The 21,564-nt window shown below is 47.3% G+C and carries 26 protein-coding genes; 15 read left to right on the top strand and 11 right to left on the bottom strand.

All coding sequences use genetic code 11. The annotated features are described in order from the left end of the window. Positions 1-30 precede the first annotated feature (30 nt). Together H615_RS0118565 and H615_RS0118560 are read left to right on the top strand one after the other, a co-directional pair. Complete coding sequence (locus H615_RS0118565; protein WP_027956545.1) at positions 31-588, top strand: GbsR/MarR family transcriptional regulator; 558 nt, start codon at positions 31-33, stop codon at positions 586-588. Between the two features lie 137 nt (positions 589-725). Beyond that, a complete protein-coding gene (locus H615_RS0118560; protein WP_027956544.1) occupies positions 726-920 on the top strand; it encodes a sporulation YhaL family protein in 195 nt (64 codons plus the stop codon). Positions 921-950: 30 nt separating this feature from the next. Here the strand turns inward: H615_RS0118560 and H615_RS0118555 are convergent, their stop codons facing one another. From H615_RS0118555 to H615_RS0118545, 3 genes are all read right to left on the bottom strand, one after another. Beyond that, a complete protein-coding gene (locus H615_RS0118555) occupies positions 951-1,871 on the bottom strand; it encodes a peptidylprolyl isomerase (protein ID WP_027956543.1) in 921 nt (306 codons plus the stop codon). 200 nt (positions 1,872-2,071) lie between these two features. Continuing rightward, entirely contained in the window at positions 2,072-2,254 is a 183-nt protein-coding gene (locus H615_RS0118550; RefSeq protein ID WP_027956542.1) for a hypothetical protein, read from the bottom strand. Positions 2,255-2,373: 119 nt separating this feature from the next. After that, the gene (locus H615_RS0118545) at positions 2,374-2,925 is read right to left on the bottom strand and encodes a DUF3267 domain-containing protein (RefSeq protein ID WP_027956541.1); all 552 of its coding nucleotides are present in this window, start codon (positions 2,923-2,925) and stop codon (positions 2,374-2,376) included. Between the two features lie 226 nt (positions 2,926-3,151). Here H615_RS0118545 and H615_RS0118540 point away from each other — a divergent pair, with 226 nt between their 5' ends. Continuing rightward, a complete protein-coding gene (locus tag H615_RS0118540; protein ID WP_035532700.1) occupies positions 3,152-3,478 on the top strand; it encodes a DUF1878 family protein in 327 nt (108 codons plus the stop codon). A gap of 79 nt (positions 3,479-3,557) precedes the next feature. On the opposite strand, the gene H615_RS0118535 is transcribed toward H615_RS0118540, so the two are convergent. Continuing rightward, the gene (locus tag H615_RS0118535; RefSeq protein ID WP_027956539.1) at positions 3,558-4,148 is read right to left on the bottom strand and encodes an HTH-type transcriptional regulator Hpr; all 591 of its coding nucleotides are present in this window, start codon (positions 4,146-4,148) and stop codon (positions 3,558-3,560) included. 184 nt (positions 4,149-4,332) lie between these two features. Beyond that, positions 4,333-4,845, bottom strand: a complete 513-nt coding sequence (locus H615_RS21630) for a GbsR/MarR family transcriptional regulator (protein WP_035532697.1) — start codon at positions 4,843-4,845, stop codon at positions 4,333-4,335. A gap of 264 nt (positions 4,846-5,109) precedes the next feature. On the opposite strand from H615_RS21630, the gene H615_RS0118525 reads away from it, so the two are divergent. From H615_RS0118525 to H615_RS0118515, 3 genes are all read left to right on the top strand, one after another. Further along, positions 5,110-6,312, top strand: coding sequence for a quaternary amine ABC transporter ATP-binding protein (locus H615_RS0118525; RefSeq protein WP_027956538.1), 1,203 nt, complete (start codon positions 5,110-5,112; stop codon positions 6,310-6,312). Then, positions 6,296-7,144 (top strand): ABC transporter permease, encoded by an 849-nt coding sequence (locus tag H615_RS0118520; protein WP_027956537.1) that lies wholly within the window; start codon positions 6,296-6,298, stop codon positions 7,142-7,144. Before H615_RS0118525 ends, H615_RS0118520 begins: the two co-directional genes overlap by 17 nt. 61 nt (positions 7,145-7,205) lie before the next feature. Further along, the gene (locus H615_RS0118515; protein ID WP_035532695.1) at positions 7,206-8,123 is read left to right on the top strand and encodes a glycine betaine ABC transporter substrate-binding protein; all 918 of its coding nucleotides are present in this window, start codon (positions 7,206-7,208) and stop codon (positions 8,121-8,123) included. Positions 8,124-8,271: 148 nt separating this feature from the next. On the opposite strand, the gene H615_RS0118510 is transcribed toward H615_RS0118515, so the two are convergent. The 3 genes from H615_RS0118510 to H615_RS0118500 all read right to left on the bottom strand — a co-directional run bounded on the left by H615_RS0118510 (position 8,272) and on the right by H615_RS0118500 (position 9,918). After that, positions 8,272-8,679, bottom strand: a complete 408-nt coding sequence (locus H615_RS0118510; RefSeq protein WP_027956535.1) for a YtxH domain-containing protein — start codon at positions 8,677-8,679, stop codon at positions 8,272-8,274. A 148-nt stretch (positions 8,680-8,827) separates the two neighbouring features. Then, entirely contained in the window at positions 8,828-9,361 is a 534-nt protein-coding gene (locus H615_RS0118505; RefSeq protein ID WP_027956534.1) for a tryptophan transporter, read from the bottom strand. Positions 9,362-9,489: 128 nt separating this feature from the next. Continuing rightward, entirely contained in the window at positions 9,490-9,918 is a 429-nt protein-coding gene (locus H615_RS0118500) for an HIT family protein (RefSeq protein WP_027956533.1), read from the bottom strand. 140 nt (positions 9,919-10,058) lie between these two features. On the opposite strand from H615_RS0118500, the gene H615_RS0118495 reads away from it, so the two are divergent. From H615_RS0118495 to H615_RS0118485, 3 genes are read left to right on the top strand one after another with little or no spacing between them, the layout of a single operon-like run. After that, positions 10,059-10,802, top strand: coding sequence for an ABC transporter ATP-binding protein (locus H615_RS0118495; protein ID WP_027956532.1), 744 nt, complete (start codon positions 10,059-10,061; stop codon positions 10,800-10,802). Next, positions 10,795-12,009, top strand: a complete 1,215-nt coding sequence (locus tag H615_RS0118490; protein ID WP_027956531.1) for an ABC transporter permease — start codon at positions 10,795-10,797, stop codon at positions 12,007-12,009. The genes H615_RS0118495 and H615_RS0118490 overlap by 8 nt, the downstream gene beginning before the upstream one ends. Positions 12,010-12,057: 48 nt before the next feature. Then, on the top strand, positions 12,058-12,759 hold the full coding sequence (locus H615_RS0118485) for an EcsC family protein (RefSeq protein ID WP_027956530.1): 702 nt from the start codon (positions 12,058-12,060) through the stop codon (positions 12,757-12,759). Here the strand turns inward: H615_RS0118485 and H615_RS0118480 are convergent. Both H615_RS0118480 and H615_RS0118475 read right to left on the bottom strand, forming a co-directional pair. Further along, positions 12,756-13,934: an amidohydrolase gene (locus H615_RS0118480; RefSeq protein WP_027956529.1), complete on the bottom strand. Its 1,179-nt coding sequence runs from the start codon at positions 13,932-13,934 to the stop codon at positions 12,756-12,758. The genes H615_RS0118485 and H615_RS0118480 overlap by 4 nt on opposite strands. A 663-nt stretch (positions 13,935-14,597) precedes the next feature. Then, entirely contained in the window at positions 14,598-15,035 is a 438-nt protein-coding gene (locus tag H615_RS0118475) for a ferritin-like domain-containing protein (RefSeq protein WP_027956528.1), read from the bottom strand. A gap of 208 nt (positions 15,036-15,243) precedes the next feature. On the opposite strand from H615_RS0118475, the gene liaF reads away from it, so the two are divergent. The 5 genes from liaF to H615_RS0118450 all read left to right on the top strand — a co-directional run bounded on the left by liaF (position 15,244) and on the right by H615_RS0118450 (position 18,680). After that, positions 15,244-15,984, top strand: a complete 741-nt coding sequence (gene liaF / locus H615_RS0118470) for a cell wall-active antibiotics response protein LiaF (RefSeq protein WP_035532691.1) — start codon at positions 15,244-15,246, stop codon at positions 15,982-15,984. Between the two features lie 13 nt (positions 15,985-15,997). After that, positions 15,998-17,062: a sensor histidine kinase gene (locus H615_RS0118465; protein ID WP_027956526.1), complete on the top strand. Its 1,065-nt coding sequence runs from the start codon at positions 15,998-16,000 to the stop codon at positions 17,060-17,062. Further along, entirely contained in the window at positions 17,059-17,685 is a 627-nt protein-coding gene (locus H615_RS0118460) for a response regulator (protein WP_027956525.1), read from the top strand. Before H615_RS0118465 ends, H615_RS0118460 begins: the two co-directional genes overlap by 4 nt. Positions 17,686-17,772: 87 nt before the next feature. After that, positions 17,773-18,198 carry a disulfide oxidoreductase gene (locus H615_RS0118455; RefSeq protein WP_027956524.1) on the top strand — a complete coding sequence of 142 codons (426 nt, stop codon included), beginning with the start codon at positions 17,773-17,775 and terminating at the stop codon, positions 18,196-18,198. Continuing rightward, a complete protein-coding gene (locus tag H615_RS0118450; RefSeq protein ID WP_027956523.1) occupies positions 18,195-18,680 on the top strand; it encodes a thioredoxin family protein in 486 nt (161 codons plus the stop codon). Before H615_RS0118455 ends, H615_RS0118450 begins: the two co-directional genes overlap by 4 nt. Before the next feature lie 35 nt (positions 18,681-18,715). Here the strand turns inward: H615_RS0118450 and H615_RS0118445 are convergent, their stop codons facing one another. Beyond that, the gene (locus H615_RS0118445; protein ID WP_027956522.1) at positions 18,716-19,222 is read right to left on the bottom strand and encodes an antibiotic biosynthesis monooxygenase family protein; all 507 of its coding nucleotides are present in this window, start codon (positions 19,220-19,222) and stop codon (positions 18,716-18,718) included. A 53-nt stretch (positions 19,223-19,275) separates the two neighbouring features. Between H615_RS0118445 and H615_RS0118440 the strand changes: the two genes are divergently transcribed. Next, on the top strand, positions 19,276-21,471 hold the full coding sequence (locus H615_RS0118440) for a transglycosylase domain-containing protein (protein ID WP_244877774.1): 2,196 nt from the start codon (positions 19,276-19,278) through the stop codon (positions 21,469-21,471). Positions 21,472-21,564: the final 93 nt, after the last annotated feature.

The following is a 21,564-nucleotide window of genomic DNA, read 5'->3' as shown; positions in this document are numbered from 1 at the left end:
CATGAGCATTATGCAAATGGAGGGTTTCCATTGCCAGAAACAAATAATAAAGACTGGACGAAATACGAAGAAACAATTGAACAATTCATTCAGGTGATTGCTAAAAATATGAGCCTCTACGGGGTGACTCCTTCAATAGGACGACTGTATGGAGTGTTGTACTTCTCCGAGGAGCCGATGACGCTGGATGACATGCGCGAAGCTCTTGAGATGAGTAAGACGAGTATGTCCACAGGTGTCCGGGCTTTGTCTGATATGAAAATGGTGGAACCTTCCTTTAAAAAAGGGGTTCGGAAAGACTTGTACAAGTCGGAGGAAGACTGGTATAAGTCATTCACTTCCCTTTTCGGGAGCAGATGGAGACATCATACAGAAACGAACATTGAAGAGGCGGACGAGGCGATTCAGGAACTGGAATCTCTTCAGAACCGCACTTCCGATGAAGAGTTGAAAGAGAAGATCCAGGTGGATATCGACCGTTTAAAATATGCCCAGAACTACTACCGCTGGCTGATGAAGTTCATCCATGTCGTTGAATCCGGGGAAATTTTTAAATACGTTCCGAAAATCGATCAGAAGAGTGAATAACATAAAAGGACTGTCCCGGCTTTTCCGAGCATTGAATGGAAAAGCACGGGGCAGTTTTTTTGCTGGAGGGGAGCTTGTTCATATTCAGTCATGCTGATACATAAGCTAATGGTAAACAGGGCAGGGAGGAACAGCGTATGCTATTCGGTTTGCCGGTCTGGGTATTTCTATGTGTGGCTTTTATATTTTTCAGTGGTTATATGGCTTTCCGGGCTATGAGGGCGGAACATACATTGGAGCAGGAGTTTATTGAACAAGAGGGACAGGTGTATTTGAAGAGGATTGAGCAGGAAAAAGAGCGGCGGGGAAAACGGAGAATGACCTCAAACTAAAAGCCGGGTGAAGGATCACCCGGCTTTTTATTATTCTTCTGTATTTTCTTCTTCCGTGCTTGATTCCTCTTCTGCTGCTCCGTCTTCCTCAGATGAATCGTCAAAAAGACCTTCGAATTGATCATCCTTCACATCAATCTCGGCGTCTTTTTCAAGCTGATCCATTTTCTCTTGAAGCTGTGTCTGATCGACCTTCTGGCTCACAAGTGTGCGTCGGATTTCATCTTTCGTATCTTCATAAGACTCGATATCTTCTTTTTCGCGTTTGTCGGTTACTTTAATGATATGGTAGCCGAACTGTGTTTCGACAGGTTCGCTGACACTGTCTTTTTCCAATTCATAGGCTTTCTCTTCAAATTCAGCGACCATCTGTCCTGGGCCAAACCAGCCGAGATCTCCGCCTTTTTCAGAGGAGCCGTCTGTGGAGTATTCTTTGGCAAGCTCTCCGAAGTCACCACCGTCATCAAGCTTTTTCTGCACTTCTTGAGCGGTTTCTTTATCTTCTACTAGGATATGGCTTGCTTTTACTTCTGTTTTCATGCGTTCATAGTACTGTTTCATTTCTTCTTCAGTAATTTCGACATCTTCAGCTGCTGCTTGTTCCTGAAGCAGGCTCATACGGATGGTTTCCTTGAAGGCTTCTTCATCAGCGAAGCCATTCTGTTCAAGAACGGTTTCAAACTGTTCCCCGTACTGGTCCTTCAATGTCTGCAGTTCTTCTTCAACCGCTTCATCGGACACTTCATAGTTGTTGGAAAGAACTTCTTTCATAACAAGGCTTTGAAGTACCTGATCACCATGCTGGCTTTTCAGTTCCTGATAGAATTCTTCCTTCGTTACTTCTCCATCTTTCGTTTGAACGACGACTTCCGAGTCATCCGCGTTTGATGAACAAGCAGTAAGGGTGAAGACGCCTGCCGCCAAGGCAGCAGTAATGGCTACTTTTTTCATGGACATGACACTCCTAAAACATTTTGTAATTTTTTCATGACGTAGAGATTAAATAAACAGCCTATGAGTAAATATAACACATTTTCCCTGTCCTATACTATAATGTTCAGCGAAAAAGGATGGGGCAGCTTCCACCCCCAGTCTTTCCTTATCCGATCGAATATAAAACAGGCCGCTGAAGGGATCAGCGGCCTGGGTCATTATAGTGTATTTAAGACTTCCACATAGGATGAAATGAGTAAAATAGTGATCAGCACATTAATTGTTCGGAATACACGAGTCTGCTTCTCGTTCGACATTTTCGTTTTTAAGCATAAGGAATGTGTGAGTGAATTAAACACGAATAAAATGACGAGCGCGTACAAGCTGAAACCAAATGCCATGTTGATGAACCTCCTTTATTCCCTATGAAACTACTCTATCAAAGTTTACCTGGATTGAACAGGAAAACCCCGTTCCAGGTCACAAAAAAACAGCGCTCCAATGAACGCTGTTTTTGATTTTATGCTTTCGGCTGATGAATGAGAATATCGTAGCCGTCTTTGGCATTTTCAATGATGCATTTTTTCGGTGCTTTCGCGAAATGGCTGACATAAAGAAAATCTGAAAAGGACAGGCCGATATTCACAGAGGCAAACAGCACCAGATAGGCGAAGTAATTCGGGAAGACGTAGCTCATGACTAGTGTTGGAACAGTAATCAAAAAAGTCGGTGCCAGTGCCATCGTCATGGACATCGGTTTGGACAGCCTCGTCTTGCATTGATACGAGAATGTCGGTACGCAGCGTTTCCTGAATTTAAAGTGAACCCGCAGTCGTTTATAGCTGAGCATCAAAGGCAGCATATGCATGAGCCTGTGGATGGACGGCAGAAAGAATAGAATGACCAGCAGCGGTATAAAACCGTGATCGTTCATATCATGCGTCGCATGGATCATGGAAAACGGCAGGTAAAGAATTAAAAAGGACAATAGTCCGGTGAGAATAGACATGATATAAACACGGTTTAATCCGAATTCTTTATTGATGTTCACTGATTTCCAGCAGTTCATCATAAGAATCCCCCCTTACTACAAAAAATGCTGTGATTTTATTATGATTATCGATATGATAGGAGTACGTTTTCTCTATCGTTTTATTAGCACAAGACGAATAATAGTATGTTTAGAGACAAAAAGCAATAGGTTTTTCGTAAAAAATACCACTGAAGATTTCACTTGATTTCGAGGTGGTCTGAAACCCTGCTGTGACAAGGGTGACAGCGAGAGGGGAGGGAAAAGTATGAAGAATGTGAATCTTTGTGACACTCTTTCTTTTCAACTGAAATTATTGAGCAGCATCAAAGAAATTGACCACTATCCTTTTACAAAATTAGTGATTGAAAAAGATTTAACAGAAATGGAATATGACGAGACGATGCATTTGCTGCAGACGCTCTCTGATCTTTATAAGGAAGAGAAGGAGGAGGGGCTGCTGGATCACTCTTCGTTACTCTTTCATTACGCGGGGATGGTCTGCTGGAAGCTTCCCATTACAGATTCTCTCGAAGCCCTTCATAAAGAAGGGTATTATAAAGACCTGACCGAACTGCTCCTGTCCTATACATAAAAAACCCCTTTCCAATGAAACATCGGAAAGGGGTTTTCAGCATATAAGTCCGGGTTTATAAGGGATAAGCACCAGGGCGTTAAGAAGAACGTGACTTCTGCGACTTTTGTTTGTACTTTTCCAAATCCGTCGGCTCGTTGACTAAAGCCTCTTCTTCAATATTTTCAAGTGAACGCTCCAGAATCTCCATATATTCATCGCCGTAAATCTCTTTAATCAAGGCGGATAGATCAAGAAACTCAGGAAGCTTCCCGAACATTTCGGTCATCGGCATCACGCCTTTGAGTACCGAATTGTCGTCAGGGTCGTACTCATTGAGCGTGGATTCCAAAAGGTCGTTTCCTTCAGGAGTCAGTTCCACATAGGTATTTCTTTTGTCATTCTCACGTTTAGAGAATTGGAGGAGTCCGCGTTCTTCCATTTTCTTTGAAAAATTGAAGGCAGTCGAAACGTGCATCACACCATATTTGGATATTTCAGAAATGCTGGCCCCCTTGAGGTGGTAGGCAATCCATAGAATATGATGTTCATTGATGTTCAACTGAAAAGGTTTGATCCAGTTCTGCCAGTCCTTCTCGATGGCTTTCCAAAGCGCTTTGGACAGTTGTGCCATTTTATGACTATAATAAATGGCTTCTCGCTTTGTGATCTTTTCCTTCACCAATTTCACCTTCTTTGAGTATATTCTTAATTCTATTGTGCCAGATATGGCGGCAATAGGAAAGTTAGAATGTGCTATTCCAATATTCTATTCCCTCTTTATAATAATATAAAACTTTCTGTATTTGACAAGGTGTAAATAACAGAAAAATGATAAAAAAATACCAGTAAACCTATGTTTACTGGTGAGAAGCTCAAAATGGGTCCGGATGAAGGCTCTGGAGCGCCTTGGAAAGGCAGGTATGAAAATGGACCATTTCCCTCATGCGTTCCTGAAGAAACGCGGTTTCATCCATTTCTTTTTGTTTCACACAACGCTGCATGTTTGCCTGCACCTGCTCTTCTACAGCCGCTAATTCATTCTCCTGTTCATTCACAGCTGTCTGCCATTTTTGTATGTAGGAAGTCATAAAGGTTTTGTAGAGGTTGGTGGTGGGTGTATATAAATCCTTCCGAACCCCTTTTTTCCACACACGTTCAACCAGTCCTTGATCGGATAAATTCCGGATTCCAGTACTCATGGCCGTCTTGCTTTTTCCCAGCGCGCTGCTCATCTCATCAAGCGTCATTGGTGACGGATGAAGGTAAAGGGTGACAAACAAGCGGGAGTCAGCCATGGATAAACCGAACATCTCCAGGGTTTTAGAAAATTCGTGTATGACTTTCATCTGGATGTCTTCCAGGTTGTGGTGATCGTTTCCTCCCATATGCTCCTCCTTTTTACGTTCTACGACTACATTACTATAAATGGTAATCCAAGAAAAATTACGGATCGACAAGCATTTTGTCGAAATTAAACGAAATATGAAGCATTTCACCCTTTAAATTACGTACAGTTTGAACTGTACGTAATTTTTGTACTTATTTTAAAGTAAAGTGCGTTTGAACTTTTATTTGCAAATAGGTTACAGTGTATAAGGTAATGAGTTCAAAGTCACAGTTTGAAGATTTTTAGAAAATGAGGTGAAAACGTGCCGGTCATACAAGTAGAGAATTTATCAAAGATTTTTGGTAAAAACGCCAAAAAGGCGACGAAATACTTAGATGAAGGACAAACGAAAGAAGAAATTCTAGAAAAAACCGGAAATACGGTAGGTGTCAACAGAGCCTCCTTTGACGTCGAAGAGGGAGAAATTTTTGTCATTATGGGATTGTCGGGTAGTGGGAAATCCACACTCGTACGTTTGATCAACCGTCTCATCGAGCCGACGGAAGGCAGTGTGCTCATTGATGGAGAGGATTTAGCGAAGATGGACAGCCGCTCCCTTCGAGAGGTCAGACGTCAGAAGCTAAGCATGGTCTTCCAGAAATTCGGGTTATTCCCACATCGGACCGTTCTTGAAAATACAGAGTTCGGCCTTGAAGTGCAAGGTATTGATAAATCGGAAAGAAAGAAAAAAGCCGAGGAGTCTCTTGAATTGGTCGGTCTTGGCGGATACATACACCAGTTCCCGGGCCAGCTTTCCGGAGGGATGCAGCAGAGAGTCGGACTTGCCCGCGCTCTTGCCAATGATCCTGAAGTTCTTTTAATGGATGAAGCTTTTTCTGCTTTGGATCCATTGATTCGTAAGGAAATGCAGGATGAGCTTCTCGATCTGCAGGAAACGATGAAGAAGACGATCTTATTCATTACGCACGATCTTGATGAAGCTTTAAGGATCGGCGACCGCATCGCTTTGATGAAGGACGGACGGATCGTTCAAATCGGAACACCGGAAGAAATCCTCGTTAATCCTGCCAACGAATATGTCGAGAAATTCGTAGAGGATGTTGATCGTTCGAAAGTGCTGACCGCTGAAAATATTATGAAACGACCGGAGACTGTGGATGTGGAGAAGCACGGACCGAGAAGCGCTCTGGAAAGAATGCGTAAAGAAGGCCTTTCTACGATTTACGTCACCGACAGCCGGCGGAACCTCCATGGCTATGTCACAGCGGATGATGTATCCGAGGCAGCCAGGCAGGACGTGAAGGACTTGAAAGGGATTCTGCGCACAGATGTGCCGCAGATTCAGGGTTCCACGCCGATGCAGGAGATTTTTGACATCATCCATGATGCTCCTGTTCCAGTTGCCGTCATAGACGAAGGGAAGCTGAAGGGAATTATCGTACGCGGTGCTGTTATCGCAGCACTTGCAGGAAATGAGGTGAATCTACATGGAATCGATTCCTAAAATTCCAGTAGCCCAGTGGGTTTCAGATGCAACAGAGTTAACAACAGAAACATTCGGATTTTTATTTGATTTTATTAAAAATGATTTCGGTGACTTTATCGAGATTGTAGCCGAAGACTGGCTGATGGGCATTCCCGTCTGGCTGTTTATTGCCATCGTCGGAGTGCTGGCCTTCTTTGTTTCCGGGAAGAAATTCGGTTTGACGGCTTTTTCTGTCATTGGTCTTTGGTTTATCCATAACCAGGAGCTGTGGGAAGAGTTAATGAATACCTTCACTCTTGTGGTGTTTGCCAGTTTGATTTGTGTTATTGCCGGCATTCCGCTGGGAATCTGGATGTCGAAAAACCGGACAGTGGAGAAAATTTTCACTCCTGTCCTTGACTTTATGCAGACGATGCCGGCTTTCGTTTATTTAATACCGGCCGTAGCGTTCTTCAGTATCGGTATGGTACCCGGAGTTTTTGCCTCCGTTATATTTGCGACACCGCCGACCGTGCGTTTCACAAACCTTGGAATCAGACAGGTGTCCCATGAACTGATTGAAGCCTCTGACTCCTTTGGTACGACAGGTGTTCAGAAGCTGTTCAAAGTACAGCTGCCGATGGCAAAGAAAACGATTATGGCTGGAATCAACCAGACGGTAATGCTTGCCCTCTCCATGGTTGTTATCGCTTCAATGATCGGGGCTAAAGGGCTGGGCCAGACGGTGATTACCGGATTGCAGCGGGCCGAAGTAGGGACAGGATTTGTCGCGGGTCTTGGAATTGTTATCCTGGCCATTATTATTGACCGTTTTACTCAAAACCTGAATACACAGCGTGGCGAGCAGTAAGGAGAAAAAAGACCATCGTCTTTTTCTAATACACACATTTTTTCAAAGGGGAGAGATTTACATGTGGAACTGGAAACGTTTAGGTATGGCAGCAGGGGTGTCACTGACATTGATTGCTGCAGGATGTGGGTCATCAGAAGAAGAAGCGTCCGGGAGTGATTCTTCATCCGAAGAGGTCAGCTATGGGGAAGAAATGGATTATGAGATTACCGGAGTCGAAGCGGGTGCCGGTGTCGTCAGTAAAGCACAGACAGCTGTGGAAGAGTATGGCAACCTGGAAGGATGGGAAGTATCTACATCCTCCTCAGGGGCCATGGCAGCAGCACTTGGAGAAGCTTATGAGGATGAAGAGCCGATTGTTGTCACTGGCTGGACACCGCACTGGAAGTTTTCCAAATATGACCTGAAATATTTGGAAGATCCTAAGGGTGTCTTCGGTGAAGAAGAGCAGATTAAGACGATGGTTCGCGAAGGCTTGGAAGAGGACAAGCCGAACGCTTATCAAATCTTGGACCAGTTCAACTGGACAACCGAAGACATGGAATCGGTGATGCTGGATATCAATGAAGGCAGCAGTGAAGAAGAAGCCGCACAAAAATGGATCAAGGAAAATGAAGATCTTGTAGCGGAGTGGACAAAAGGGACAGAAGAAGTCGATGGAACTGAAGTGAAGCTGGTTTATGTCATGTGGGATTCTGAAATTGCTTCTACGCATGTCATTGGAGAAGTGCTGAAGCAGCAAGGTTTTGACGTAACGTTGACGTCTCTGGATAACGGACCGATGTGGGAGTCTGTAGCCTCTGGAGAAGCTTCCGGAATGGTGGCAGCGTGGCTGCCGGTCACTCACGGAAGTCAGTATGAAAAACACGAGGACAGCATTGTGGACCTTGGTGCCAACTTGGAAGGGGCTAAAATCGGCCTTGTCGTTCCATCCTATATGGATGTTGACTCTATTGAGGATCTGAAAGCGGCGGAATAACAGCTGAAACAATTTGTAAATCATGATCGAAAACCCGTGCAGGAATCAAGACATCTTGATCCCTGCACGGGTTTTTATTATGGTACACCCTGCTCATTGACTTTGAAGCATGAAAAAGCCCCCGTTTGGATTGGCGGGGGCTTTTAGGTTATTGATGGTTGATGATCTCATGGCTTGGCTGGGAAGGGTCGGTGTTTTGATCGGCCTTCGCTTTTTCCTCCAGCTCCTTCAGACTCTCTTCAATCTGCTCCAAATATTTCTGGATGTTTTTCTGGTGGGGTTCGACGGTGCGTTTCCAGCTTTCAATGGAGGATTTCACATCCTCGGAAAGCTCTTTGATTAATTCAGCACCTTCCTTGGACGTCTGAGTAATCTGGTCTCTGAGCTGCATGCCATCCTCTTTCAGGCTCAGCACGGTATTCTTCAGGTTTTCGCTTTTCAGTCTGGCATTTTCACGGAAATCCCTTCCTGATGAAGGGGCATTAAAAAGTGTGCACGCGGCCCCTACGGCACCTCCTACTAAAATGCCCAGAGCTAACGATTTTCCATTTGGCATATCCGTCCATCTCCTTTCAGATCCTTCTCCATGGTTCTATTTTCTCTTAATATGTAAGAATGAAACCTTAAAATGATAAAAAAGCATCTGTCGTTTTAAGTATAACAAAGGCACTACAAAAAAGTAGTGCCTTTGTTGACTGACAAGGTTACGATGCCTGCCGGACCGGCCCTCCCATAGAAGAACGCTTGAGGATCTTCATGGCTACAGGGTACGTAACGGCGACGAACAAGATGTTGAAGGCCGCAGCCGGGAGAACGACTGTGGCGAACATGACACCGAAACTCGCTTCCATCAGGCCGATGATATATAGGACAACGCCAAGGAAAATGGATCCGCTGATCATTGTTCCAATGCCGGCAAGAATCGGCTGCGTCAGTTTATGGTTAGAGATTTTTTTCGTCAGCAGTACAAGTCCAAAGAAAGCGAAAGCTGTCAATGGTTTGTCAATCAAGTTGGCAAGCTGGCCGCCGGGCACTGTCGTTGTCAAAGCAGCGATAAAACCGGTAGCTAATGACAGAAGCAGTACATAAGGGGCTTTCGGGAACATCAGTATGCCCAGGAACATCATGGCCAGCATCATGTCCGGACGCATCCCGAAGAAAAACGGTGGAGCCACCGCGTGAAGCACAGCGCCAATACCAACAAGCAGGGACAACATAACTAATACACGAATATTCATTTAACATCTCTCCTCAACTATTCTAATCTCTTCTAAATGACATTCCAGACGTGTCCTTCTGACCGCCTGCGAACGCATACCTGTATTATACAAAAATCACCGCCGAAAATCAAAAGCGATACTTGGTGTTAATGAGGAATCCGGCTGCTGATCTCACCGGCAACTGCCTGCAGCTGCTCCGGGGAGTAATCATCGGAATGGACTTCCCATTTTGCTCCGAAACCATCGTTTTCCCCATATCTTGGAATCAGATGAATATGTAGATGGAAAACAGACTGCCCTGCTGGTTCTTCGTTGTTATTCAGCACATTCAAGCCAACCGGTTCATACGTTTCCTTAATGGCATTGGCGATTTTAGGAATTCTGGAGAAAAGAGCAGCCGCTGTGTCAGGATGGGTGTTGTAAATATCCTTGCAGTGCGCCTTGGGGATGACGAGCGTGTGCCCTTTCGTTACCTGACTGATATCAAGAAAAGCATACACTTTTTCATCTTCATACACTTTAGCGGAAGGGATTTCTCCGTCAATAATCTTACAAAAGATACACGAGTCTGCCATGTTTGACACTCCTTTCATTATTGAATGTATTGTACCATAAGAAGCGGCAGACGCCCATTAGTGGAAAGCCCCGGCGGCGTGTGTCCAAATGGAAAATATGATAAAATTCACTCAGATGGACCAATGAAAAGAGGGATAACATGCAGTCTTTGTTACATATTGAAAACCTCCACGGAGGTTATACGCATAAAAACGTCCTGCACGGCATCAGTCTTGATGTGAAACCGAAAGAAATCGTCGGGTTGATCGGATTGAATGGAGCGGGGAAAAGTACGACAATCAAGCATATTATCGGATTGATGCAGGCGAAGAAGGGAACGGTTTCTATTAACGGAACCCGCTTTGATGAGGATCCCGAGAAGTACCGGCAGCAGCTGGGGTATATTCCCGAAATGCCGATTCTCTATGATGAGCTTACCCTTTATGAGCATCTTCATCTGACGGCTATGGCTTATAACATCCCTGAAGATGTTTTTAAGAAGCGCCTTGATCCACTATTGAAGGAGTTCCGTCTGGAGAAAAAACTGAAGTGGTTCCCTGTCCATTTCTCAAAAGGAATGCGCCAGAAGGTAATGATCATGTGCGCCTTCCTCATAGAGCCGGAGCTTTATATTGTGGACGAACCTTTCGTCGGCCTTGATCCGCTTGGAATCCAATCCTACCTGCAGATGATGGTGGATATGAAGGAGAAGGGGGCGGGCATTCTTATGTCGACCCATATTCTGGCGACGGCTGAGAAATACTGTGATCGTTTTGTCATTCTCCACGACGGAGAAATCCGTGCGCAGGGGACACTGGCGGAGCTCAGACAATCCTTCGGCCGGCCGCACGCTTCCCTGGATGATATATATGTCGAGCTTACAAAGGAAGAGCAGCATGATTAAGGCGAAGGAATTCTGGTCTGCGCGTTTTTCCGGACACATTAAGGAAACGAGCCGCTACTTGAAATACATGTTCAACGGGCATATAGCTGTGGCCATGCTGTTTTTCATTTCAGCTTCGGCCTATTATTACCAGCAGTGGCTTCAGAATCTTCCAGAGAACTTCCCCACCGCTTTCGTCATCGCTGTCGCTTTTGGTTTTCTCGCCGGCTACAGTCCGGTGCGGACGCTGCTGAAAGAGCCGGACCTTGTCTTTCTCCTTCCGGCTGAGTATCAGCTGAATGATTACTTCAAGCGGTGTCTCTACTATAGTTACATCGTCCAGCTTTATTTAATCTTTCTTGTGGCGGCTGCACTAGGCCCGTTATATTTGGCGTCTTATCCATCACTGGGCGGCCGTTATTATTTCATGATGATCGGGGTCGTCCTTGTTGTGAAGGTTTGGAACATGCTTTCCAACTGGTGGATGCTCAAGGAAAGAAATGGCCGGATCCGCCTGGTGGATCAGGTGGCCAAGGCGTTCCTGAACGGCTTCATCTTTTTCTTTCTTGCCCGGGGAGATTGGGTGTTTGCCGGAATCGTAACTGTCCTTCTTGCCGCCCTCGTCCTGTACACGTATACATTGGCGAGTCAAAAAGCCGGACTCGTCTGGGACCTGCTCGTTGAAAAGGACCAGCAGCGGATGCGTGCCTTTTACCGGATCGCCAACATGTTCACGGATGTGCCGCACTTGAAAAACACCGTGAAGAAAAGGCACGGGCTTGTCAAGCTGCTCGTGCAGAGGATTCCCTTCCGTCAGGACCACTCCTTCACCTATTTGTTCCGGATTACATTCGTCCGAAGCAGCGATTATTTAGGCATGTACCTCCGGCTGATTCTTATTGGCGGGCTGGCCATTTGGTTTGTCCCGAACGTCTGGGTGAAAGGAGCATTCGCTCTGCTGTTTCTATACTTGAGCGGGTTTCAGATGATGACCCTTTGGAATCACCACAGAACCATTATCTGGCTCGATCTTTATCCCGTTCATCAACAGTGGAAGCAGAAGGCGGTCCTGCAATGGCTGAAAACGATCATGCTTTTCCAGACGGCCGTCTTCGGGATGCTGCTTGCTCTTCAATTCCAATGGGCGGGGATGATTGGTGTCTGGGTGTTCGGTGCTTTGTTCAGTTATGCGTTCGTACAAACGTATGTCAAACAACGATTAAACTAGCGGAGAAGGCTGCGGAGAGCAGCCTTCTTTTTAAAAGGAGGATGTTCATTGAACTACGAACAAAAGGTGAAAAAAGAAGCCGTACGGTGGAGCCGGTCGCTCGATAAACGGTCCGCTCTTCTGCAGCGGACCTCGAAGCCGTTTCAGCAGCGGATCAACAATACGATTCCCGACCGCATCCATCAGCTGATAACAGAGAGTGTCCGTTCGATGATGGAAGCCGCCTTAACCACCTCTGAATACGTCAGGCCTGTGAATGTCGAAGACCACTGGACGTGGGAAGAGCGGGAGGAGAAGATTAAGGAACTGCTGAAGCAGTACAAAAGAACCGCTTCACTGGAAGGAGCCGGGACGGGGTTCGGCGGCATATGGCTGGGCCTTGCCGACTTTCCGCTGCTGTTAAGTATCAAGATGAAGTTTTTATTCGATGCGGCCCAGGTGTGCGGGATGAACATCCATTCGTATGAGGACAGAGTCTATTTACTGCACGTCTTTATGCTGGCTTATTCCAGTGATGACGTGAGGAAACAGGCGAAGGAAAAAGTGATGAATTGGAAGGACGTTCCGCTTGAGGAGAAGAATGTGGATTGGAAAACGCTCCAGATGGAGTACAGAGATACGCTTGATATAGTAAAGCTGCTCCAAATTGTCCCCGGCATCGGCGCCGTCGTCGGCTTTGTGGCCAATGGACGTTTATTGGAGCAGCTTGGTGAAACAGCATTACAGTCCTTTCGTCTCCGTTTTCTTTAGGACGGGTGTTTTTCCTGATAGCTCATGTAAGCCTGAAACAGCGTCTTTGCAGCGTGAGGCAGGGCAGACTCATCAAAGTCAAATTTTGGATGGTGATGCGGGTAGTAATGATCAGGGATTTGAGCTCCCGTAAAGTAGTACGCACCCGGTTTCTCCAATAAGTAATAGGCGAAGTCCTCTCCGGCCATAACGGGATCCACCTCTTCGGTAACGAGGGAAGCGTCTGCCTTAGGAGCGTTTTCCAGGATGATTTCAGCTTCATCGGTATGATTGATGACCGGTGGGTACCCCTTTTCATAAAGAAAATCATAGTCGGCGTCGTACCCCTGGCACGTACCTTTTGTGATTTTTTCCATTTCGCTGATGATCAGATCCTGTACATCAGCATCAAACGTCCGGACTGTCCCCGTCAGCTTGGCTGAGTCAGCTATCACGTTAAAGGCGCCGCCCGCTTCCAAAGTTCCGACCGTAACGACCGCTGTTTTCAGGGGGTCAATCCGGCGGCTGACCACCTGCTGCAGCGTAGTCACGAGCTGGGAAGCGATGACGATGGCATCTTTCGTCTGGTGCGGCTGAGCACCGTGTCCACCTTTTCCTTTGACCGTAATCTCAAAACGGTCCGCTCCAGCCATAAACGGACCTTTAGACGTCTGGATGACTCCGGTCGGTGCATTTACCCATAAGTGCGTTCCGAAGACGGCATCCGCTTCTTCGATGGCTCCAGCCTCGACCATCGGCTTGGCACCTCCGGGGGCATATTCCTCCGCGTGCTGATGAAGGAACAGCACGGTTCCCGGAAGTTCGCTCTGATAGGGGGCAAGAGCTTCGGCCAGTCCTAACAAAGCTGCCGTATGACCGTCATGCCCACAGGCATGCATCGCCCCATCATGCTTGGAGCGGTAGGAAACATCATTCTCCTCCTGGATCGGCAGGGCATCAAAATCGGCACGCAGGGCAATCGTCCGGCCTGGTTTTCCGCCTTTGAGCGTGGCGACGACACCGTTGCCGCCGACGTGGCTTTCATAAGGAATGCCCAGTCTTTCATATGTATCTGCAATAAATTGCGCCGTTTTCTCCTCGTGAAAAGAAACCTCCGGATATTGGTGAAGATACCGGCGTGTTTCCACCATTTTGTCGTATTGACGGTCGATGGCTTGAAAAACATTCTCCCTCATGTCGCATTCTCCTTTATGTTGTGGTTGTACAAATTGTAATACAGCTTCTGAATATTCTCAAATTTATCCCGGACGCATGCTTTTCTTAAAAGCTCTGTTAAAGTCTGTGGTTGATATTTTAAACGATTACTAAATCGTTTCCGTCTGGAATTAAGGGTCCGGTCCGTTGTTTACTCAGAGCATGGGATGGCAGGGAAAACCGTCCGCTTTCCGCGGGGAACGATGAGCCTCCTCGAACTTCGTTCTCCGTGGTCTCACCTTGTTCCTTTTCCCGCAGGAGTCTACCTGTTTTCCCTGCCATCCCTTTCGTAGTGGTGTAACGGACTTCAGTTATATCCTTTCTAACTCCCCTTCTTTGAAGGGGCGGCCTTGGGAATGGCGGGACTCCTGTGGGATGAAGGTACATCGTGAGACCCCGGAAGGCGCAGCCTGAGGAGGCTCACGGTACACCACGGAAAGGGAGTCATTCCCAAGGCCGCCTCATACAAATCCCATGACAGAAAGGGGTGATGATAGAAGCTCACATGTTAAATAACAACACCAAGCAATAACAGTGCCTTCTTAAAAGAGAAAGACTGCAGTGAAGAGGGACTGTTGTTCGGCGGTCATAAAAAACCCGTACGATGTTTGCTCATCGTACGGGTTGGTGCCGTTGATAGAAGATTAATCCTGCAGCCGGGAATCCTGGAGAAGGCGGCTGATTTCTTCCATGTGGTGGGTTTCATCTGAAATCATATCATCAAGCTTGACGGAAAGCTCTGTCAGGCTCAGTTCCTCTGCCTGCTGTTTTCTTTCTTCATAGCGCTGGATCGTCTGTCTCTCCGCTTCACGTGCTTCCTCGAGCATTGGACGAACTTCTTTCAGCTGTTTCACTTCTGCCGGTGTTGTTGTCGGTGTGCCTCCAAGTGTACTGATTTTTTCAGCCAAATATAAGGCGTGCCCTTGTTCATCGGCGACTTCCTCTTCGAAGAACGGCTTTAAAACGGAACGGTAAAGTCCTGTTACGACCGCCGCATTATAGGTGTACATAATGGAAGCGGCATACTCATGCGCAAGGTCTTCATTCAGTCCATCAATGAGGGCTTTCATTTTTTTATCCATGCAACAACATCCTTTCTTAATTAGTCTCATCCATTACTTTTCCCTCCCCTTTTCCATTTAAACGTTAAATTCCGTCTCAAGTCGGAAGAGATGCCCCTCTGCAGCGGGGTTCCCCCTTTCTATGGAACAGATATAATGAATACAGGCCCAGGAAAGGTTTTTATACCGTTTTTGTCGAATCATTTACGTAAGAGAAAAGGGTGATATTATGAGTGCAGCTATTGGGAGAGGGATTGCGGCCTTCCTTTTGATCGGAGCCGGAGTCATTCTTTTGTTAACGAATATGAACATCATTTCCCTGGAAATGAATCTATCCTGGGGTAGGGTTTATCCGTTTGTCATTCTGCTGTTTGGGTTGAGAATGTGGAGCGGTGCTCTTTTCAAAAAAGCGGGGAGCTGGGTGACCGGATCATTTTTGACCGTTTTTGCGGCACTGTTGATTCTGGACCGGTTCGGAGTGATGACTTTCCGCTTCTGGGATATTTGGCAGCTCTGGCCGCTGCTGTTCGTGTATATCGGGGTAGGGATCATGAAGGGAAGAAGCAGAGGCAGCGATTCCCGCTATTTTGATAAACCGCTGCCTGTATCCAGGACGATGGCGGTCGGGGATCTATCCTTTACAGAGGAAAACTGGAAGGTAGAGCCGATGAACGTCTGGAGCGCGGTTAGTGATTACAAGTTCGATTTTACAAAAGCCTTTATTCCAGATGAGGATATTCCGATCCGCGTGGCCGGCTGGGCCGGTGATGTGCGCATGTTTGTACCAAAACAGGTGCCTTTTCGTGTGGACGCAAAAGTGAAAGCCGGAGATATTAAGGTGGCCGGACAGAAGGCGGACGGAATCAACCGCTTCGTTCAATATGAAACACGGGATTATCAAGAAGCCCGCCGGAAACTGACCATCCAGATTGAATTAACGGCCGGTTCCATTAAAGTGGTTCAGGTGTAAGGGAGGGGAAGCGGTGCTGAAAAAACTAAACAGTGTACGCTACATGTTCATCCGCTCTCATCTTTACGGCCTTTTTCTAAATACATTGATCCTGCTGGCTGTCCTGCTGTCCGTTGACGTTTGGTTTGATCCAGCGTGGCTGGAAGCGGGAGCGGTTCTGCTGTTTATTGTAGTGTATGTCTTCATCGGTTTTTTGACGGCACTGTATGCCGGATTTCGTTCGAGCGGGGATATGAAACAGCGTCTCGACTATATTTCAACAATGATCACACAGCTGGCGAGAGGGAAGCTGTCGTCCAGGATTTACTTTCAGGAGGATGATGAAATTGCCGGGCTCGGAGATGAATTGAATACCCTCGGTGAAAAGCTGCAGCAGCAGAAGGATGCCCTTTTGAAGCTGGCTGACGAAAAAGGGGAGCTCGCCCGATCCGCCCATAAAGCAGCAGCGATTGAAGAGAGGCAGCGTCTGGCCCGGGATCTTCATGATGCCGTCAGTCAGCAGTTGTTTGCCTTGACCATGATGGCACAGGCGGCTGAAAAGATCTTTGAGCGTGACCCTGTCCGTGCGAAAGAGCAGGTGGGGGATATGACTCAGATGGCGCTCCAGGCTCAGACAGAAATGAGAGCGCTGCTGCTTCATCTCCGACCGGTGCATTTATCCGGGGAATCTTTGACCGAAGGGGTGGCGGCTTTAATCGAAGAATTGAAACAGAAGTGCCGGATTGAATTTCACGTGGATATGGAGGATGTAGAAGGTTTAACGAAAACGATGGAGGATCAGCTCTTCCGTATTGTTCAGGAAGCCTTATCCAACGTTCTGCGGCACGCAGGGGCGGATGAAGTGAAAGTCACCTGCACGAGCGATGGGGAAGAAGTTTTCTTACATATCTCCGACAATGGAGCAGGCTTTCATGTAGAAGAAAAAAAGGGAAACAAAGCTTCCTACGGTTTGAAAACGATGCAGGAGCGCTGTGAGGAAATCGGCGGCATTTTTTCGCTGCGGTCGAGGAAAGGAGAGGGGACGCATATCGATCTGCGTGTTCCTGTCCGTTTTACAATGGAGGGGGAAACAGGATGATCCGTGTAGTAGTCGTTGATGATCATGATGTTGTACGCAAAGGCGTCATTGCTTATTTAAGTACGGAAGAGGACCTGGATATTGTAGGGGAGGCATCCAGCGGCATAGCAGGAGCGGCCGTAGTGCAGGAGCAGAAGCCGGATGTTGTCCTCATGGACTTGATTATGGATGACGGAACCGGTATAGAAGCCACAGAAGAAATTATGAAAACCGAAAAGTGCCGGATTATCATTCTGACGAGCTATTACGACGATGAAAAGGTCTTCCCCGCCCTTGAAGCCGGGGCCTTCAGCTACATGCTGAAAACCTCCTCGGCTGATGAAATCGCAGACGCGATCCGGAAGGCTTTCGCGGGAGAAAATGTCATCGAACCGAAAGTCGCCACGAAAATGATGACCCGGTTTCGGAAAGAAAAATCCCTGCATGAGGATTTGACGAAGCGGGAGCTTGAAGTTCTCAAATGTATCGGAGAAGGGATGACCAATCAGGAAATCAGTGATGTTCTTTACATCGGCATAAAAACAGTGAAAACCCACGTCAGTCATGTGCTGAGTAAGCTTGAGGTGCAGGATCGGACACAGGCGGCTGTTTATGCCCATCGTAATGGGCTGGTACAGGCGTAATGGGAGCGGTTTATATATGGATAAACCCTTTGTTTTCAATAGATACACGAGTATAATGACAGGTAGGAGAGAGAAAGGGAGACTTGTATGAAGAAGGATCATGAAATCCGGCTGTTTGTCATCTGGGCTGTTTCTCTGATTGCCATGGCCGGAAGCTTGTTTTTTTCAGAAGTGCTCGGCTTTCCGCCGTGTGAGTTGTGCTGGTATCAGCGTATCCTCATGTACCCGCTCGTTCTCATATACGGGACGGCCCTGGTGAAAAAGGATGCGGCGATTGCGCTGCCGGGGCTGTTTATGAGCGGTATCGGGATGTTCGTGTCTGCGTGGCATTACAGCCTGCAGAAAATCCCGGCTTTGTCTGCCGGAGATTCGTGCGGCCTTGTGCCTTGCAGCGGCCAGTATATCAACGTGTTTGGTTTTATCACCATTCCGTTTTTAGCGGGAACCGCTTTTATTATCATTTTTATCATTCACATGCGTGTAGTGAAAAAGGAAGGAAGTCGTCGTTCATGAAAAAAGGCATGATTATTTTTGCCGGTGTGCTGGCTGTTCTCGTTGTTGTCCTTATCTTTGTTGTTAATTACCAGAACAATCAAAAGACAGCTGATAATCCTTATGGAAAGGAAGAACTGGACCAGGCTACAATCAACCAGCTGGACGATCCGAATTATCAGAATCAGATTCTGCCGGATGAGCTGGAAGAGGAAATCGAATCGGGAGATCCGGTTACCGTATATTTCTACAGCCCGACCTGTTCTTTTTGCCAGCGGACAACCCCTGTGCTTGTGCCGATCGTAGAGGATCTGGATATCGATATGAAAAAAATGAACTTGCTGGAATTCAGTGTGGGAGAAGAGTATCAAATTCAATCAACGCCGACGCTCGTTCATTATGAAAATGGCGAAGAGCAGGCGAGGCTTGTCGGAGAACAGCCGGAAACGGTATTTGAGGAATTTTTCCAGGATGAAGTGCTCAATGGTTCCGAGGAAGAATAAAAAGTGAGCGGCGTGTGCCGCTCACTTTTGCTATGCTAGTCTTCAAGCTGGATCATACGGTATTGTGTAATATAGGCGTCTCCGTCTATAAAGGAAGGTTTCTTCGCGTGTTTCGGTCCGGACTTTTTATGGGCATCATCAAAGGATTTGGAATTCTTCCAGTCTTCGAAATCCTGCTGGTTCCGCCACTGGGTGAAGACAACATACGTATTTCCTTTCAGCGGGCGGAGGATACGGATGGCCTGGAAGCCTTCCTGATTTTCTACGCTTCCTGCCCTCTGCTTGAAACGATCTTCAAATACGGGGCGTCCTTCTTCACTGACGGGGATGTTGTTCATGACCACATACCCTTCCGACTGGACGTCCCCGACATGGTCGACCGTTTCATAATCCCGGCCCTCAGAGAAAATCGAAGGGCCGTCTCCTTCATAATAAGCGAGGGTTTTATCCTGATCCTGCATGTAGAAAATGGAGGCGTCAGGGTGCTGCTCCCGCAGTTTAGCTAAGTAATCCAGTGTACCACTTGTCATTGAAACTTTCATAGGCGATGTCTCCTTTCCTTCGGTATCTTCAGTGTATCAATAGGGGTTGAAGGGTGGCAAGCTGGAAGGTGACAGACAGAAAGGATCGAAATGCAGTGAAATTAAAAAAACAATGGGACAAGCTTCCTTCCTGGGTGAAGAAATGGAAGTGGCCGCTCCTCGGCCTTGGCGTGCTTGTCTTTTTCTTAGTTGCAGGCTTTATGACGATCTACTTCGGCGGGCGCTTCGTCGTCAATGAGAAGGATTTAATCCTTGATGAAATGACGACAGTGGAAACAGCCGATGGTGAAGTGATTGAGCGTATCTATACGAAGAATCGGCAGGTCGTCAGCATCGACCAGGTTCCTGATCATGTGCAGGAAGCCTTTACAGCCGTGGAAGACAGCCGTTTCCGCGAGCACTCCGGCGTAGACTTCAAAGGTATTCTACGAGCTGTGTATAAGGATATCATTGCCATGAAAAAGGTGGAGGGAGCCAGTACCATCACGCAGCAGCTGGCGAAAAATGTATTTTTGACCAATGAAAAGACGTGGATGCGTAAGACGAAAGAAGTGATGGCTGCGCTTTATTTGGAGCGGAACTTCACGAAAGATGAAATTTTGGAGCTTTATTTGAATCGGATTTATTTCGGGGAAGGAACGTACGGCATTGAAGCCGCTTCCCGCCACTACTTCCAAACCTCGGTCTCAGACCTCAGTATCGCTCAAGGAGCACTATTGGCAGGGCTGCCGAAAGCGCCGAATACCTACTCGCCTTTTGAAAACCCTGAAGCAGCTGAAGAACGAAGGAACGTTGTGCTGGCACGGATGTATGATGTAGGAAGCATTGACGCCGCTGTACTGAAACAGATGCAGGGCACGACGTTAGCTGTGGAAAGAGATGAAGATACGGAGGAGACGTGGTCCAATAGTTACGTCGACCTCGTTATTCAGGAGGCGGCTGAAAAGTATCATATCTCCCGGGATGAACTGAAGCGGGGCGGTTATCAGATCATCGTGGAGATGGATCCGGTCATTCAGAAAATTGCTGCCGAAGAAATGAAAAACGGCGAATATATCCCCGGTACAGCAGGTCCTGTGGAAGGGGCACTGACGATTACAGATCACCGGACAGGAGCCGTCGCTGCCGCTGTCGGCGGACGGGATTATGTGCACGGGGACTATAACCGGGTTCTTTCAAAACAGCCGCCGGCTTCAACGATCAAACCGTTCGCGGTCTACGGCCCGGCCCTCATGATGGATGAATATGACCCGTATTCTCTGCTGTCGGATGAACGGCAGGCCTTTGGTGAGTTTAATCCAAGAAACTACAACGATGAGTATGAAGGACAGGTGTCTCTCTACGAAGCCCTTGTGGAATCGAAGAACGTGTCGGCAGTGTGGCTGCTTGACCAGATCGGCATCCCTTACGCGAAAACGTATTTAGACAAGCTTGGCCTTTCTACAAAGGACGAAGGGCTTGCGATTGCCTTAGGCGGGCTTTCTGAAGGCTTTACACCTATTCAGATGGCAGAGGCTTACGGGGCGCTTGCGCAGTCAGGAGTGAAAAAAGACAGTTATACCATCAAGCAGATGGCAGACCGGGAGGGAAAGGTTATCCATGAGCATACACCGGAAGAGGTGCAGGTGTTTGACGCTCAGACCTCCTGGTATTTGACGGAAATTCTGCAGACGGTCGTTGAGGATGGCACCGCAAGTTCCGGTGACTACCCGAAAGCCCTGGCTGGGAAAACCGGCACACAGCAGGATACAGATGTCTGGTTTGCCGGCTATACCCCGGAATATGCCGGAGCCGTCTGGATGGGGTATGACTCCAATGAAGAAGGCAGCCGTCTGGAAGGCAGCAGTGCCTATCCGGCCCGCATGATGAAACGCATCTTAACGAAAGTGGACCAGCAGCAGGAGCTTGGGACAGCGTTTGAACAGCCGGATGGAGTGGAAAGTCTTCCTGATCCTGTGTCCCTGCCGGTGATTACAGATGCAGAGGCTAATCTAAACCTGGGCGGACTGGCTACGCTGCGTGGGACGATTACGTGGAGCATACCGGAGGATGAGCGGATTATTTACCGTATTTTCAGGGAAGAAGAGGGAGAGGATGTTAAAGTCGGGGAAGTGACCGGCAAAGGGGAGTTCCGCATCAGTGCGTTCAGCGTTTTTGATGAGACCCGCTACTACATCGTCCCCGCCGACCCGCTCACAGGTAAAGAAGGACAGCCGTCCAACTCTGTACGCCTGAACTGGGACTTTTAAAATCGTACAAAATCGTGACAAACCACTTATACAGCGACATGGTTTTCCGATAAATGTTATAGTTGAAAACGGGTCGTTGATGAACGTTAAAAA

This window comes from Halobacillus kuroshimensis DSM 18393, from assembly GCF_000425705.1.
GTDB classification, from domain to species: Bacteria; Bacillota; Bacilli; order Bacillales; family Halobacillaceae; genus Halobacillus; species Halobacillus kuroshimensis.
This window is presented reverse-complemented; position numbering and strand designations above follow the sequence as displayed.

What these genes read in the sequence shown, in the direction of transcription:
- H615_RS0118560 (WP_027956544.1), top strand. Translation starts at nt 726, where the DNA reads ATGCTATTCGGTTTGCCGGTCTGGGTATTTCTATGTGTGGCTTTTATA.
- H615_RS0118555 (WP_027956543.1), bottom strand. Translation starts at nt 1,871, where the DNA reads ATGAAAAAAGTAGCCATTACTGCTGCCTTGGCGGCAGGCGTCTTCACC.
- H615_RS0118550 (WP_027956542.1), bottom strand. Translation starts at nt 2,254, where the DNA reads ATGGCATTTGGTTTCAGCTTGTACGCGCTCGTCATTTTATTCGTGTTT.
- H615_RS0118545 (WP_027956541.1), bottom strand. Translation starts at nt 2,925, where the DNA reads ATGATGAACTGCTGGAAATCAGTGAACATCAATAAAGAATTCGGATTA.
- H615_RS0118540 (WP_035532700.1), top strand. Translation starts at nt 3,152, where the DNA reads ATGAAGAATGTGAATCTTTGTGACACTCTTTCTTTTCAACTGAAATTA.
- H615_RS21630 (WP_035532697.1), bottom strand. Translation starts at nt 4,845, where the DNA reads ATGGGAGGAAACGATCACCACAACCTGGAAGACATCCAGATGAAAGTC.
- H615_RS0118520 (WP_027956537.1), top strand. Translation starts at nt 6,296, where the DNA reads ATGGAATCGATTCCTAAAATTCCAGTAGCCCAGTGGGTTTCAGATGCA.
- H615_RS0118515 (WP_035532695.1), top strand. Translation starts at nt 7,206, where the DNA reads ATGTGGAACTGGAAACGTTTAGGTATGGCAGCAGGGGTGTCACTGACA.
- H615_RS0118510 (WP_027956535.1), bottom strand. Translation starts at nt 8,679, where the DNA reads ATGCCAAATGGAAAATCGTTAGCTCTGGGCATTTTAGTAGGAGGTGCC.
- H615_RS0118505 (WP_027956534.1), bottom strand. Translation starts at nt 9,361, where the DNA reads ATGAATATTCGTGTATTAGTTATGTTGTCCCTGCTTGTTGGTATTGGC.
- H615_RS0118500 (WP_027956533.1), bottom strand. Translation starts at nt 9,918, where the DNA reads ATGGCAGACTCGTGTATCTTTTGTAAGATTATTGACGGAGAAATCCCT.
- H615_RS0118495 (WP_027956532.1), top strand. Translation starts at nt 10,059, where the DNA reads ATGCAGTCTTTGTTACATATTGAAAACCTCCACGGAGGTTATACGCAT.
- H615_RS0118490 (WP_027956531.1), top strand. Translation starts at nt 10,795, where the DNA reads ATGATTAAGGCGAAGGAATTCTGGTCTGCGCGTTTTTCCGGACACATT.
- H615_RS0118480 (WP_027956529.1), bottom strand. Translation starts at nt 13,934, where the DNA reads ATGAGGGAGAATGTTTTTCAAGCCATCGACCGTCAATACGACAAAATG.
- H615_RS0118475 (WP_027956528.1), bottom strand. Translation starts at nt 15,035, where the DNA reads ATGGATAAAAAAATGAAAGCCCTCATTGATGGACTGAATGAAGACCTT.
- liaF (WP_035532691.1), top strand. Translation starts at nt 15,244, where the DNA reads ATGAGTGCAGCTATTGGGAGAGGGATTGCGGCCTTCCTTTTGATCGGA.
- H615_RS0118460 (WP_027956525.1), top strand. Translation starts at nt 17,059, where the DNA reads ATGATCCGTGTAGTAGTCGTTGATGATCATGATGTTGTACGCAAAGGC.
- H615_RS0118455 (WP_027956524.1), top strand. Translation starts at nt 17,773, where the DNA reads ATGAAGAAGGATCATGAAATCCGGCTGTTTGTCATCTGGGCTGTTTCT.
- H615_RS0118450 (WP_027956523.1), top strand. Translation starts at nt 18,195, where the DNA reads ATGAAAAAAGGCATGATTATTTTTGCCGGTGTGCTGGCTGTTCTCGTT.
- H615_RS0118445 (WP_027956522.1), bottom strand. Translation starts at nt 19,222, where the DNA reads ATGAAAGTTTCAATGACAAGTGGTACACTGGATTACTTAGCTAAACTG.